At 41.6% G+C, this 13,146-nt stretch carries 13 protein-coding genes; 1 reads left to right on the forward strand and 12 read right to left on the reverse strand.

What is annotated here, in order from left to right; translation table 11 throughout:
• The 5 genes from NMM25_RS08785 to pbp2a form a co-directional block, all read right to left on the reverse strand.
• Nucleotides 1-451 (reverse strand): sigma-70 family RNA polymerase sigma factor (locus NMM25_RS08785; protein WP_254736612.1); only part of this gene is annotated, 451 nt, incomplete at its 3' end.
• Between the two features lie 120 nt (nucleotides 452-571).
• Nucleotides 572-1,108 (reverse strand): transcription termination/antitermination protein NusG, encoded by a 537-nt coding sequence (nusG, locus tag NMM25_RS08790; RefSeq protein ID WP_000376732.1) that lies wholly within the window; start codon nucleotides 1,106-1,108, stop codon nucleotides 572-574.
• A gap of 57 nt (nucleotides 1,109-1,165) precedes the next feature.
• Nucleotides 1,166-1,342 carry a preprotein translocase subunit SecE gene (gene secE / locus NMM25_RS08795; RefSeq protein ID WP_000505776.1) on the reverse strand — a complete coding sequence of 59 codons (177 nt, stop codon included), beginning with the start codon at nucleotides 1,340-1,342 and terminating at the stop codon, nucleotides 1,166-1,168.
• A 9-nt stretch (nucleotides 1,343-1,351) separates the two neighbouring features.
• Nucleotides 1,352-1,504 carry a 50S ribosomal protein L33 gene (gene rpmG / locus NMM25_RS08800; RefSeq protein ID WP_001809375.1) on the reverse strand — a complete coding sequence of 51 codons (153 nt, stop codon included), beginning with the start codon at nucleotides 1,502-1,504 and terminating at the stop codon, nucleotides 1,352-1,354.
• A 52-nt stretch (nucleotides 1,505-1,556) separates the two neighbouring features.
• Nucleotides 1,557-3,752 (reverse strand): penicillin-binding protein PBP2A, encoded by a 2,196-nt coding sequence (gene pbp2a, locus NMM25_RS08805; RefSeq protein WP_254736613.1) that lies wholly within the window; start codon nucleotides 3,750-3,752, stop codon nucleotides 1,557-1,559.
• Nucleotides 3,753-3,838: 86 nt separating this feature from the next.
• Between pbp2a and NMM25_RS08810 the strand changes: the two genes are divergently transcribed.
• Nucleotides 3,839-4,714, forward strand: coding sequence for an RluA family pseudouridine synthase (locus tag NMM25_RS08810; protein WP_254736614.1), 876 nt, complete (start codon nucleotides 3,839-3,841; stop codon nucleotides 4,712-4,714).
• Nucleotides 4,715-4,781: 67 nt separating this feature from the next.
• On the opposite strand, the gene gap is transcribed toward NMM25_RS08810, so the two are convergent.
• From gap to NMM25_RS08845, 7 genes are all read right to left on the reverse strand, one after another.
• Complete coding sequence (gene gap / locus NMM25_RS08815; protein ID WP_000260679.1) at nucleotides 4,782-5,789, reverse strand: type I glyceraldehyde-3-phosphate dehydrogenase; 1,008 nt, start codon at nucleotides 5,787-5,789, stop codon at nucleotides 4,782-4,784.
• 319 nt (nucleotides 5,790-6,108) lie between these two features.
• Entirely contained in the window at nucleotides 6,109-8,760 is a 2,652-nt protein-coding gene (gene adhE, locus NMM25_RS08820) for a bifunctional acetaldehyde-CoA/alcohol dehydrogenase (RefSeq protein WP_000763996.1), read from the reverse strand.
• 295 nt (nucleotides 8,761-9,055) lie between these two features.
• Complete coding sequence (locus NMM25_RS08825) at nucleotides 9,056-9,469, reverse strand: MORN repeat-containing protein (RefSeq protein WP_254736615.1); 414 nt, start codon at nucleotides 9,467-9,469, stop codon at nucleotides 9,056-9,058.
• Entirely contained in the window at nucleotides 9,456-9,899 is a 444-nt protein-coding gene (locus NMM25_RS08830; RefSeq protein ID WP_254736616.1) for a low molecular weight protein-tyrosine-phosphatase, read from the reverse strand. The genes NMM25_RS08825 and NMM25_RS08830 overlap by 14 nt, the downstream gene beginning before the upstream one ends.
• Before the next feature lie 47 nt (nucleotides 9,900-9,946).
• Entirely contained in the window at nucleotides 9,947-10,267 is a 321-nt protein-coding gene (yajC, locus tag NMM25_RS08835; RefSeq protein WP_025168961.1) for a preprotein translocase subunit YajC, read from the reverse strand.
• 128 nt (nucleotides 10,268-10,395) lie between these two features.
• On the reverse strand, nucleotides 10,396-12,372 hold the full coding sequence (tkt, locus tag NMM25_RS08840) for a transketolase (RefSeq protein ID WP_254736617.1): 1,977 nt from the start codon (nucleotides 12,370-12,372) through the stop codon (nucleotides 10,396-10,398).
• A 117-nt stretch (nucleotides 12,373-12,489) separates the two neighbouring features.
• A complete protein-coding gene (locus tag NMM25_RS08845; protein ID WP_254736618.1) occupies nucleotides 12,490-13,113 on the reverse strand; it encodes a ribonuclease P in 624 nt (207 codons plus the stop codon).
• Nucleotides 13,114-13,146: the final 33 nt, after the last annotated feature.

Below are 13,146 nucleotides of genomic sequence, written 5' to 3' on the forward strand. Positions count from 1 at the left end.
GGGAAAGTTCTCTCAGAAGAGCTTTACGTCCTCTAAAGACTTCCCCTCCCATGAGACGGTCTATTAATTCTTGTTTTTCCATACTCTGCTTTGATTTGTAATTCTTTAGAAGTTCGTGAAAGAGATAATAATCGTCCAGCCTGAGTCCTTTTTCTCCTAGACGATGGCTAATCTCACTCACCTCTTCATAGGGTTCTTTGTCAAAACGGCGCTTGTGGCTTTCCTGTTTACGGATGTAATCTAGGATACGATTTCTAAACTTTGTTTTAAAGCAGACATAAAGTCGATGGCGCTCGCCCTCTAGTAACTCTGGATTGCGACTCACCAGCTCATACAGACATAACATGCCTTCCTGGTCCCAGTCCTCTTTCTCCCACAGATGCAAATGATAATCTTTGCGACACTTATGGACGATTCCCTTGCTTTCTTCATATAAGTCTTTTAGATTCATAGACCTCTCCTTTCTGCATTTAGTTTAACAAAATGCGCGAGTCCATGGGTCTACTTCCTCTGTTTTATACTTCTTCCTCCCTCAACAGCACATAAAAAGAGAGGCAAAGCCTCTCTGGGGTTATAATTCTGCAATTTGGTTGAGATTCACTTCTGCAATCGTGTCATTACCAAACATAGAGATAATCATCTTCACTTTGTTGTTATCGATTTCAGTAATTTTACCTGTATAGTCTGCAAAAGCGCCATCAATGATGCGGACTGTCTGGCCAACTTCAACGTCAATATCAAACTCTTGAACAGTTTGCCCCATTGAAACCAGAATATCACGGATTTCTTGTTCCAATAGTGGAGTTGGTTTTGATCTGTTACCGTGTGAGCCGACGAATCCTGTTACGTTAGGTGTGTTTCGAACGACGAACCATGCTTCATCGGTCATGACCATTTCTACAAGGACATAACCTGGAAAGCGATTCTCTTCAACTTCCTTTTTCTTTCCATTTTTCTCAACTTGCACGGTTTGTGTTGGAATCTCAACGCGAAGAATATTATCCAACATGTTATATGTTTGCGCACGTTGCAATAGATTTTCTTTTACCTTATTTTCATAGCCAGAATAAGTTTGTAGAACAAACCATCCCTTGTCAAAACTATCCATGATATTTCCTTTCATACATATATAGAAGAAAGCTAGCAGAAGTTTTCCACTTTTCTTCTAAAAAATGTTAATAAATCGAATCAAACCTGAAACAATCAACTGGTCAAAAATGTAAATGATGACCACAAAGAAGGCTGTGTATTCCATAATAGAGCGAAAATCTCTCCAGCTTTCTTTGCGAGTTGGCCAAGTTGTTTCTTTAAGAAGTTTAAAAATATCCTTAATAAAACCCATCGTTCTCTCCTATCTCGTTTCTCTATGTGTCGTATATTTTCCACAATGTTTACAAAATTTATTTACTTCTAGTCGTGTTGGCTTGGGGTTCCCACTAATTTTGATTGAGTAATTCCTTGAACCACAAACTGCACAAGCTAGGCTTGCTTTTTTTAGTGCCATAACGCCTCCATCTTATCTATTATAACAAGAAACCTAGGCTTTGACAAGCCTATTAACGAAATAGATTAAGGATTGAGTCCCATATTGTCTGGGCTTTTTCTTTTATCTTAGCTTCTGAAATCGCACGTCCTGCTTCATCTACAAGATTTTGTGCACGACTACGAATATCTCCTATCGGATCCTCAGACTGGTTTGTCTCATTTTCAACGGCCTGCTTTTTCGTATTTTCTGGTTCAATCCCATTTTGTTTATAAGCATTCTCAACTGTAAAAGTGCTACCTGGAGTGTAGGGCAAAATGGTATTCGCCATACTTCTAAAGACATGGGCTGCTCCATTTGAGGTCGAACCTGCTAGATAATGACTCTCATCTGTCGTTGGGAAACCGAGCCAGTGGCTGATTACAACATCTGGAGTATAGCCAATCACCCACTGGTCACTGGTATATTCCGGATTGAAAACAGCTTCAGTCGTACCTGTTTTACCAGCCATAACGTAATCCGCTGGTGACGAACTAATTCCTGTACCATTGGTAAATGTTCCTAGCATCATACTGGTCATTTTATCGGCTACAGACTTATCAATTACTCGTTTTTGGGAGTTTTTATGACTCTTGATGACCTGACCGCTGGCATTTTCAATACGAGTGATGAAATGTGCTTCAGGCATTAGACCTCCATTGGCAAAGGCTGCATAGGCTTGCGCCATCTGGAGAGGATTCGTCTCCACACCTCCACCAAGAGCAACTCCAAGAACTCGGTCAACTTTTTCCATATTCAGACCAAATCTCTCCCCAGCGTCAAAAGCTTTGTCAATACCTAATTCATTTACAGTCGCAACTGCTGGTAGGTTGAGTGATTCCGCCAAGGCCTGATACATAGGTACTTCTGGAGATGTCTTAATACCCGCATAGTTGTCTACTTGATAACTGTTGTACTGCATCGTATGATTATCCAGTTGCTTGTTCAAGGCCCATCCTGCTTCTACTGCGGGTGTATAAACAACTAAAGGTTTAATGGTTGAGCCTGGGCTACGCTTAGACTGAGTGGCATAGTTAAAATTGCGGAAGCCTGGTTTGTCATCACCAGCTACACGACCAACAACTCCACGCACTCCACCAGTCTTGGGTCCTAGAGCGACACTACCTGATTCGGCATGCGTTCCGTCTTCTGCTGTTGGAAATAGCGAAGTGTTTTCATAAATAACCTGCATGTTTGCTTGGTAGTTTTGGTCAAGCTCTGTGTAAATTCGATAGCCGTTGTTGACAATCTCTTCTTCTGTAAGATTGTACTTGGAAACTGCTTCGTTGACAACTGCATCAAAATAGGACGGGTAACGATAATCCGAAACTTTGCCTTCATACTTATCTTGCAGTTGTGAAGCCATATCTACTCCAGCCGCCTCGGTCTCTTGATTTTTATCAATATAACCCGCTGCAACCATATTTTGCAAAACAGTATCCCTACGGTTGGTCGAAGTCTCAACAGAATTTAATGGATTATACAATTCTGGTCCCTTGAGCATCCCTGCTAGAGTGGCCGCCTGATCAAGCGTTAGTTGTGAAGCCGATACACCGAAATATTTCTTACTTGCATCTTCAATACCCCATACCCCATTTCCGAAGTAGGCGTTATTGAGGTACATAGTAAGGATTTGCTCCTTGCTGTATTTCTTGGTCAACTCTAAGGCAAGGAAAAACTCCTTGGCCTTCCGTTCAACGGTCTGGTCCTGAGAAAGGTAGGCATTTTTTGCCAACTGTTGAGTGATGGTGGACCCCCCTCCAGAACGGCCTGCTGTAAGGATGGCTAGAAAGAAACGACCGTAGTTAATCCCATCATTTTTATAAAAGGAACGGTCCTCTGTCGCGACGACAGCATTCTGCAAGTCTTTACTGATATCTGTCAGTTCAACATAGGTTCCCTTTTGACCCGACAGGGCTCCTGCCTCTTTTTCTTCGCGATCAAAAATCAGAGTTCGCGTTTTCAGGGCATTTTGTAAGTCATTGACATTGGTAGACTTGGCTATCGCAAATAGGTAGGTTCCTACTAGCAAACCTGCACTTAACCCTAAAATGATGACGATTTTTGTCAGATGATAACGACGCCAAAATTTCCGAATTGGACCTACTTGGGACAATTTTTTTCTGTCGCTCCGTGAACGACGCATGCTAGTCGAATCAGACTCCGCTGATTCATTCGTTTCTTTTTTAAAGAGAGAAAGAAACTTCTCAAATAATTTATCTAATTTCATGCGTTTATTTTATCATCTTCACCATAGGAACTCAAGAATTTAGCTACTCCCTATCCAAATAGGGCTTTTTTTGTTACAATATCTGTATGCAATTCATATTTACATTACCTGAATCCTTGCCTCAAATGACGGTCAAACAATTTCTAGAGGAACAACTCCTCATCCCTAGAAAAATCCGCCATTTTTTGAGAATAAAGAAGAACATCTTAATGAACCACAAAGAAGTTCACTGGAACGAGATGGTCAAACCAGGTGACATTTGCCAGTTGACTTTTGACGAGGAAGATTATCCCAAAAAAGAAATCCTTTGGGGCAACCCAGACCTCGTTCAAGAGGTTTATCAAGACCAACATCTCATTATCGTCAACAAGCCAGAAGGAATGAAAACTCACGGAAATCAACCTGATGAAATCGCCCTTCTCAACCATGTCTCTTCCTATATTGGTCAAACCTGCTATGTCGTTCATCGCCTGGATATGGAAACAAGCGGTTTAGTCCTTTTTGCTAAAAATCCTTTTATCTTACCCATTCTCAATCGTTTGTTGGAAAAAAAGGAAATCGCTCGTGAGTACTGGGCACTTATAGAAGGGCGAGTAGAGAGTAAAGAACTTGTCTTTCGAGATAAAATTGGTCGTGATCGCCACGATCGTAGAAAAAGAATAGTTGATGCAAAAAATGGACAATATGCTGAAACACATATCAGTCGATTAAAGCAATTTCCAAATCAGACTACCCTTGTCCGTTGCAAACTAAAGACCGGTCGAACACATCAAATTCGTATTCACCTCTCTCATCATAAGCACCCTATTCTGGGCGATCCTCTCTATAACTCTAATTCAAAAGTAAGCAGGCTCATGCTCCATGCCTTCCGACTTTCCTTTACTCATCCACTCACCTTAGAAAAATTGAGTTTTACTGCCCTCTCAGATACTTTCGAAACAGAATTAAAACAAAATGGATGATAGCATCATCCATTTTTCTATATAATAAAAGCAAGACCAGAAGGCCTTGCTTTTATCGACTCAAGAATTATTTGGCGATTTTTGCAAAGTATTCAAGAGTACGTACAAGTTGTGCAGTGTATGACATTTCGTTGTCGTACCATGATACAACTTTAACCAATTGTTTACCGTCAACGTCAAGAACTTTAGTTTGAGTTGCGTCAAACAATGAACCGTAAGACATACCTACGATATCTGAAGATACGATTGGATCTTCTGTGTAACCGTATGATTCGTTTGAAGCTGCTTTCATAGCTGCGTTCACTTCATCAACAGTAACGTTCTTTTCAAGAACTGCTACCAATTCAGTAACTGATCCAGTTGGAGTTGGAACGCGTTGTGCAGATCCGTCAAGTTTACCGTTCAATTCTGGGATTACAAGACCGATAGCTTTAGCAGCACCAGTTGAGTTAGGAACGATGTTTGCAGCACCAGCGCGAGCACGGCGAAGGTCACCACCACGGTGTGGTCCGTCAAGGATCATTTGGTCACCAGTGTAAGCGTGGATAGTAGTCATCAATCCTTCTACAACACCGAAGTTGTCTTGAAGAGCTTTAGCCATTGGAGCCAAGCAGTTTGTAGTACATGAAGCACCTGAGATAACTGTTTCAGTACCGTCAAGAACGTCGTGGTTAGTGTTGAATACGATTGTTTTAACATCGTTTCCACCAGGAGCAGTGATAACAACTTTCTTAGCTCCACCTTTAAGGTGTTTTTCAGCTGCATCTTTCTTAGCAAAGAAACCAGTTGCTTCAAGAACGATTTCTACACCGTCAGTAGCCCAGTCGATTTGTTCTGGATCACGTTCAGCAGAAACTTTAACGAATTTACCGTTAACTTCGAATCCACCTTCTTTAACTTCTACAGTACCGTCGAAACGACCTTGAGTTGTGTCGTATTTCAACAAGTGTGCAAGCATAACTGGATCTGTAAGGTCGTTGATGCGAGTAACTTCAACACCTTCTACGTTTTGGATACGGCGGAAAGCAAGACGACCGATACGTCCGAAACCGTTAATACCAACTTTAACTACCATTAGTGATTTCCTCCTTATGAAAATCATGAAAATTTTATTGTGAAAAGAGTAACTTGAATCACTACAAATCACCTTTCAACAAACCTATTATATAACTATTTGAGTTTAATTGCAAGTACGGGCGTTGATTTTCTCTCCTGCTTTTCTACTTTTTCTCCCCTTTTTTATTCATCCATTCTTTTATTTCCAAAGCATATCTCTAGAATCTTTTATACTATCTGCATATTCTCTTCATTATCAAGGTGAAACTACAATTTCAACTCTTTCATAGTTTACCAAAAAGAGACAGGATCACTCCTGCCTCTAGGCTGATAAACGATTATTTACGACGTCCTGGACGTTCTGCATAACCATAGTAAGCATCTGCCATGATTTCTTCCATGTCAGCTACCATTGGCAAGCGTGGGTTCGCAGGAGAACATTGGTCTTCATAAGCAAGCAAGGCAATTTCATGCAAGCTGTCTTTCCAAGCTTTTTCATCGATTCCAAAGCCTTTGAAGTTCATTGTGATTCCAACTGCTTCACCAAGATCGTAAACTGCTTTGGCATACGCTTCAACCGCTTCTTCTGGAGTTGAGTGAGGCAATCCAAGCATTCTAGCAATATCTTGGAATTTTTCATCAGCTTTCCAGTAGTTGTACTTAGGCCATGTAGTCGTCTTAGATGGGCGAGTACCATTGTAACGGATAACGTATGGAAGTAAGATTGCGTTTGTACGTCCGTGAACAGTATGGTGAACCGCACCGATCTTGTGGGCCATTGAGTGGCTCATACCAAGGAAAGCATTGGCAAAGGCCATACCAGCCATTGTAGATGCATTGTGCATTTTTTCGCGAGCTTCTGGATCAGCTGTCTTAACAGATTTTTCCAACCATTCAAAGACAAGTTTGATTGTTTGAAGAGCGATACCGTCTGTGTAGTCGTTAGCAAAGTTTGAAGTGTAAGCTTCAGTCGCGTGAGTCAAGACGTCCATACCTGTATCAGCAGCGATGAAGTCTGGAACTGACTCAACCAAAGCAGGGTCAACAATGGCAATAGTTGGTGTCAATGAGTAGTCAGCCAATGGGTATTTACGATTGTTTTTCTTATCAGAGATAACGGCAAATGGTGTTACTTCTGAACCTGTACCTGAAGTTGTTGGAATACCAATGTATTTCGCTTTTTTACCAAGTGATGGGAAGCGGAAGGCACGTTTACGGATATCCATGAATTTTTGAACCAAGTCACGGAAGTCGATTTGTGGTTGTTCGTAGAAGAGCCACATTACTTTGGCCGCGTCCATTGGAGAACCACCACCAAGAGCGATAATTGTGTCTGGCTCAAATGCTCTCATCACTTCAGTACCACGTTCTACAGTTGTGATATCTGGATCTGGTTCAACGTCTGAGAAGACTTGGACAGTTACACGGTTGCTACGTTTGTTCAATTGGTCAATAATGCGTTGAACAAAACCAAGTTTTTCGATCGATTTGTCTGTAACAATCATAACGCGTTCAATATCTTCACATGTTTGAAGGTATTGGATAGAATTGCGTTCGAAGTAAATTTTTGAAGGAACTTTAAACCATTGCATATTATTTCTACGTTTCCCTACTTTCTTGATGTTTAGAAGGTTGATCGCACTCACGTTATCACCGACTGAGTTGTGTCCATATGAACCACATCCGAGTGTCAATGATGGAATGAAAGCATTGTATACGTCACCGATACCACCGAAAGTAGATGGAGAGTTCCAGATAATACGCATTGCTTTGATTTCTGTACCAAAGCGTTTAGCAAGAGCTTCGTCTTTTGTATGGATGGCTGCTGAGTGACCAAGTCCGTTAAACTCAACCATTTGACGAGCTTTTTTAAGACCGTCTTCTGTATCTTCAGCTTTTAGGACAGCGATAACTGGTGACAATTTTTCACGAGTCAATGGTTCTTTCGGTCCTACTTCTGCACATTCTGCTGCCAAGATGTTTGTTCCTTCTGGAACGCTAAATCCTGCTTGTTCAGCAATCCATGCTGCTGGTTTACCAACGATGTTTGCATTTAGTTTAGCACCTGCACAGTTTTTGCTGTTAGCTTTCACACCGAAACAGAATTCTTCAAGAAGGGCTTTTTCTTTTTTGTTTACAAAGTAAGTGTGATATGATTTGAATTCTTCTACAAATTCGTCATATACTTCTTTATCAATGATAACCGCTTGTTCTGATGCACAGACCATCCCATTATCAAATGATTTAGACATAACGATGTCATGAGCAGCTTGACGAAGGTCAGCAGATTTTTCTACATAGGCAGGAACGTTTCCGGCACCTACCCCAAGAGCTGGTTTTCCACATGAGTATGCAGCTTTAACCATAGCATTCCCACCAGTTGCAAGAATAGTTGCAACACCTTCGTGGTTCATTAGCGCTCCAGTTGCTTCCATAGATGGCTTTGTAATCCATTGCACACAGTTCTCAGGTGCTCCAGCTGCGATAGCTGCATCACGAACGATTTGTGCTGCGTGTGCTGATGACTCTTGAGCTGATGGGTGGAAAGCGAAAACGATTGGGTTACGTGTTTTCAAGGCAATCAATGATTTGAAAATCGCTGTTGAAGTTGGGTTTGTTGTCGGAGTGACACCACAGATTACCCCTACAGGTTCCGCAATCTTTGTCAAACCTGTAATTGGATCATCTTCGATAACTCCAACTGTTTTAACTCCACGCATATTGTTCACTACGTGTTCGCAGGCAAATAGGTTTTTTGTTGCCTTATCTTCAAATACCCCACGACCAGTTTCTTCAACTGCATGTTGTGCAAGAATACCGTGCGCGTCAAGCGCTGCAACAGACGCTTTTGCTACGATGTAGTCAACTTGCTCTTGGTTCAACTTGCGCATTTCATCAAGCGCAACCAAGGCTTTTTTCACGAGACCATCGACATGCTTTTCAGCAGCAAGTTGTTTTTCCTCTGGTGTTACTGTTTTTTTATCAGCCATATTATCCTCCATAGCCTTTAAGGATTTTATCCTTTGTTAATTTTTTCACAAGTTTATTATAACCCTTTTTTTATGCTTTGTAAACAGTTTCATAAGTATTTCACAAAGAATTTTTCTAAGTTTGTGATTTTTTTCTCAATATAGCTATGCAATAGAGTTTTGTCTGGACGATTGTGAAATTATGGAAAAAATTTTTTTATTTCACAAAGTTTTTCTAGTTGATAGTTAGTTATCGAACTCAAGCACAGAAAGCGTTTTCTTTCTGGTTTTGAAAAATAGTCTCCTAACTTGGAGACTACTGTTTTTGCTGAAAAACGCCTTGTTTAAAGGTTCCTTCATAAACAACTTCTTGCTCTGTAGTCAACTTCCCTTGACCTTCAGCCTGACCATTTACAAAATCACCTTCGTATTTCCAGCCAGCTTTTGATTGGAAAGTCCCTTTTCCATTAAAGGCTCCATTATTGAAATCACCTGTATATTGGTCTCCATTTTCAAAGGTCAGGGTTCCTTGACCATTCATTTTCCCTCGTACCAAGGTGCCATCATAAACAAGAGCTCCACCATCAAGTGTCAGGACACCCTTTTTAGGCGTATTTAGCAGAAATACCGAAAGAACACAGAGTACCATTACAACCACTGCAATGAGCTCTAATCCAGGACGAGTTAGGTAAACTCTACACTTCTCATAAAATTGTTTAAGCTTTTCCATTGTCACTCTCTTTTTCTAATCGATCTAGCCAGCGTTGACATCCACTTGTGATACGAGCATAGGTTTCCTCAAAATCTCCTGTATACCAAGGATCTGGGACACTTTCAGATGCAAAAGAGTAGATTTTGTACTGTAGTTCCTGAGGACACATGTGACGCAGATCTGAAACGTTTGAAGCATCCATACCGATAATGTAATCAAACGATTCAAAGTCTTCTCTGCCAATCTGAAGCGATGTTTTATCTTTGTCATACGGAATCTGATATTGCTGGAAAATTCCTTGCGTTCCCTTATGAATCGGATTGCCATGTTCCCATGATGACGTTGCACGACTCTCGATGTGGTAATCGCTCGTCATGGACTTCATCACAAACTCTGCCATGGGACTTCGGCAAATATTTCCTAAGCAAACAAATACTATTTTTTTCATCCCTTTTCCTCTTGTCTCATAGAAAAACGGGAGTGACAGGTCCCGTTTTATTCTTCGATTGCTCCGCCTTCGTCAACAACTGTTCCTTCTGGTGTCACAGCTTCTTTGAGTGGCAAAACGGTCTTGATAGCAGCCAATTCAAAAGTCAAATAAACGCCATCTACATCCAGTACGATTGTACCTTTCTCAGTATCTACTTCATCCACTGTTCCGTAAAGCCCACCAATTGTAATGACTTCATATCCTTTTTGAAGCTTGTTCAAGCTTTCCATACGCTTTTGTGCTTGTTTCTTTTGAGAGCGTTGCATAAAGAACATCAAAGCAAACATACCTACAAGCATGATCACAAATGTTAAATTTGGACTAATATTTTCCATAGTATTTTCTCCTTTGTATTTTACATAGGACTACTATATCAAATTTCAGCTACTTTTACAAGATTGTGCCTTGTTTTTATAGTTATAAAAAATCAGAGTTTTCACTCTGATTTTTTTGATTATTTCAAGTTTTGAACGACTTTGACTAGATTTTCAACTGTAAATCCGTACTCTGCCAATACTTTTGGTGCTGGAGCAGACGCTCCGAAGGTATCAATACCGAGAACGGCACCATCAAGACCAACATACTTGTACCAGTTTTGAGTTGCACCCATTTCGACTGCAATACGACGGCGAACTGCATTTGGAAGGATTTCTTCCTTGTAAGCTGCATCTTGTGCGTCAAAGACATCTGTTGATGGCATGCTAACTACACGGACTTTTGCACCTTGGCTAGCCAATTCTTTGGCAGCTGCGACAGCTAAATTCACCTCTGAACCTGTTGCAATCAAAATCGTGTCAAAATCTACTGCACTTTCATAGACCACATAGGCACCTTTCGCAACTTTGTCAAAGTCTGTTCCTTCTTCGACAGTCAAATTTTGACGTGTCAAGATAAGAGCAGTTGGTGTTTTTTCGCTTGTCACGGCAAGGTACCAAGCCGCTTGAGTTTCACGCGCATCTGCTGGGCGGAAAACATTGAGATTTGGCATAGCACGAAGACCTGCTAGGTGTTCAACTGGTTCGTGAGTTGGACCATCTTCACCAACCGCAATAGAGTCATGGGTGAAGACATAAGTCACAGGAAGTCCTTGCAAGGCTGACAAGCGGACAGCTGCTTTCACATAGTCAGAGAAGACGAAGAAAGTACCACCGTATACACGAAGTCCACCGTGAAGGGCCATCCCGTTCAAGATCGTTCCCATAGCAAATTCACGAACACCAAACTGAATATTGCGGTTCAAGCGATTAGCGTCATCTTGAAGTCCATCCTTTTTGATGTAAGTCATGTTTGAGTGAGCGAGGTCAGCTGATCCACCTAGGAAAGTTGGCAACTTGGCAGCGACAACGTTCAAAGCATCTTGACTTGAATTACGAGTTGCTTGAGAGAAACCATTTTCTAAGGCTGGGAAGTCTGCTGGAGTCACTTCAACTGGATCGCGTCCGTCGATGATGGCTTCTACTTCTGCAGCCAGTTCTGGATGCGCTTCTTTATAATCTGCAACTAATTTAGTCCAAGCTTGATAAGCTGATGCGCCACGGTCTGCAACATTTTCCTTGAAATCAGCATATACTTCAGCTGGGATTTCAAATGGTTCATAGTCCCAACCGAGGGCTTGACGAGTTGCTGCAGTTTCATCTGCTCCAAGAGGAGCACCGTGTACGGCATTAGTTCCTTGTTTGTTTGGAGAGCCATATCCAATAACAGTCTTCACTTCAATCAAAGATGGCTTGCCTGAAGCTTTAGCTGTTTCGATAGCAGCATGGATAGCTTCCAAGGCTGTTCCATCTTCGACCAAGGCTGTATGCCAGCCGTAGGCATTGTAGCGATCACGAACACTTTCAGTGAAAGAATCCTTTGTCTCACCATCCAAGTTGATGTCATTTGAATCATAAAGAACCACCAACTTGTCAAGTTTTTGCAAGCCTGCGTATGAAGCCGCCTCACTTGAGACACCTTCCATCAAATCTCCGTCTCCACAGATAACGTAAGTATAGTGGTCAAAGATATTGAAGCCTTCGCGGTTATATTTGGCTGCTAAGAAACGTTCTGCTTGGGCAAAACCAGTAGCAGTAGAAATCCCTTGACCTAGAGGACCAGTTGTAGCGTCAACCCCTGCTGTATGACCAAATTCTGGGTGACCTGGCGTTTTGGAACCCCATTGGCGGAAGTTCTTGACTCCATCCATGCTAACATCTTCAAAACCAGAAAGGTGAAGAAGGGCATAGAGAAGCATAGAGCCGTGTCCTGCTGAAAGAATAAAACGGTCGCGGTTGATCCAGTTTGGTTGAGCTGGATTGATACGAAGTTGCTTTGTAAAGAGGCTATAGGCCATTGGAGCAGCCCCCATAACCACCCCTGGGTGACCTGAGTTTGCTTTGTTGATGGCGTCAATACCTAGAAAACGAATTGCATTAACAGATAGATTTGACATAGAATTTCCTTTCTCTTTGAGGTGATTAATAAATCACACATCCTATTTTACTATTATATGAAAAAATGCATAGAATAGCAATAAAACAATTTGCGTTCATCTAACACATTTGATTTTCTATTCCCTCGTCACTTCATAGTACGGAAGCAAGCGCGCATAAGCCTCTTCTAGCTTCTCCAATATCGCTTCTACTGACTGATTTGCAATGAAGGAAACATCTGCCTTAACCAAAACTTTACGGACTTCCTGACTTCTCAGCTTCTCGCGTAAAGTACGACGATTCTCCTCAGTAGCCTCCACCTTATGACTTTCCCCATTTGAATAGACTAAATAATAAATTCCTTCTACCGCTGGAAGTTCTAAAACCTTGGCTTGCTTGTCTAAAGTCTGCTCATCTTTCTTGCGCTCGATGAAACTGACCTCCAAAGAAATCCCATAATTAGTAGGTGTTCCATATAAACGAAGAGCCATCATAGGTTCTGTCACTTGTCCGTCTCTCTGAAGATAGGCCCAGAAATGCGGCCGTAAGCGTTGCGCTTGGTTCATCCACTGACTAGTCTGTTGCAGTTGCCATTCTGGATGACTTGCTTGAAAGGTTTTGGCCAATTCTGTGAAAGACTTTCGGGCCTCTTGACCTTTTTGCCGCAAGGTCAACATCTTTTCTCTTTCATCGCCAGCTTTATCAGGATTACGGTACTGGACTCCTGCAAATGATAGGTATTCTCTAACTGCTTTCAGCATATCTGAATCTTTCCTTTCCTAGCAAAAAATCAG

It is taken from the genome of Streptococcus sp. CF10-1 (assembly GCF_024295825.1).
Taxonomy (GTDB): domain Bacteria; phylum Bacillota; class Bacilli; order Lactobacillales; family Streptococcaceae; genus Streptococcus.

Bases quoted from the DNA above. Each gene is read 5' to 3' on its own strand.
- nusG (WP_000376732.1), bottom strand. From the start codon at position 1,108: ATGGATAGTTTTGACAAGGGATGGTTTGTTCTACAAACTTATTCTGGC.
- secE (WP_000505776.1), bottom strand. From the start codon at position 1,342: ATGGGTTTTATTAAGGATATTTTTAAACTTCTTAAAGAAACAACTTGG.
- rpmG (WP_001809375.1), bottom strand. From the start codon at position 1,504: ATGGCACTAAAAAAAGCAAGCCTAGCTTGTGCAGTTTGTGGTTCAAGG.
- pbp2a (WP_254736613.1), bottom strand. From the start codon at position 3,752: ATGAAATTAGATAAATTATTTGAGAAGTTTCTTTCTCTCTTTAAAAAA.
- NMM25_RS08810 (WP_254736614.1), top strand. From the start codon at position 3,839: ATGCAATTCATATTTACATTACCTGAATCCTTGCCTCAAATGACGGTC.
- gap (WP_000260679.1), bottom strand. From the start codon at position 5,789: ATGGTAGTTAAAGTTGGTATTAACGGTTTCGGACGTATCGGTCGTCTT.
- adhE (WP_000763996.1), bottom strand. From the start codon at position 8,760: ATGGCTGATAAAAAAACAGTAACACCAGAGGAAAAACAACTTGCTGCT.
- NMM25_RS08825 (WP_254736615.1), bottom strand. From the start codon at position 9,469: ATGGAAAAGCTTAAACAATTTTATGAGAAGTGTAGAGTTTACCTAACT.
- NMM25_RS08830 (WP_254736616.1), bottom strand. From the start codon at position 9,899: ATGAAAAAAATAGTATTTGTTTGCTTAGGAAATATTTGCCGAAGTCCC.
- tkt (WP_254736617.1), bottom strand. From the start codon at position 12,372: ATGTCAAATCTATCTGTTAATGCAATTCGTTTTCTAGGTATTGACGCC.
- NMM25_RS08845 (WP_254736618.1), bottom strand. From the start codon at position 13,113: ATGCTGAAAGCAGTTAGAGAATACCTATCATTTGCAGGAGTCCAGTAC.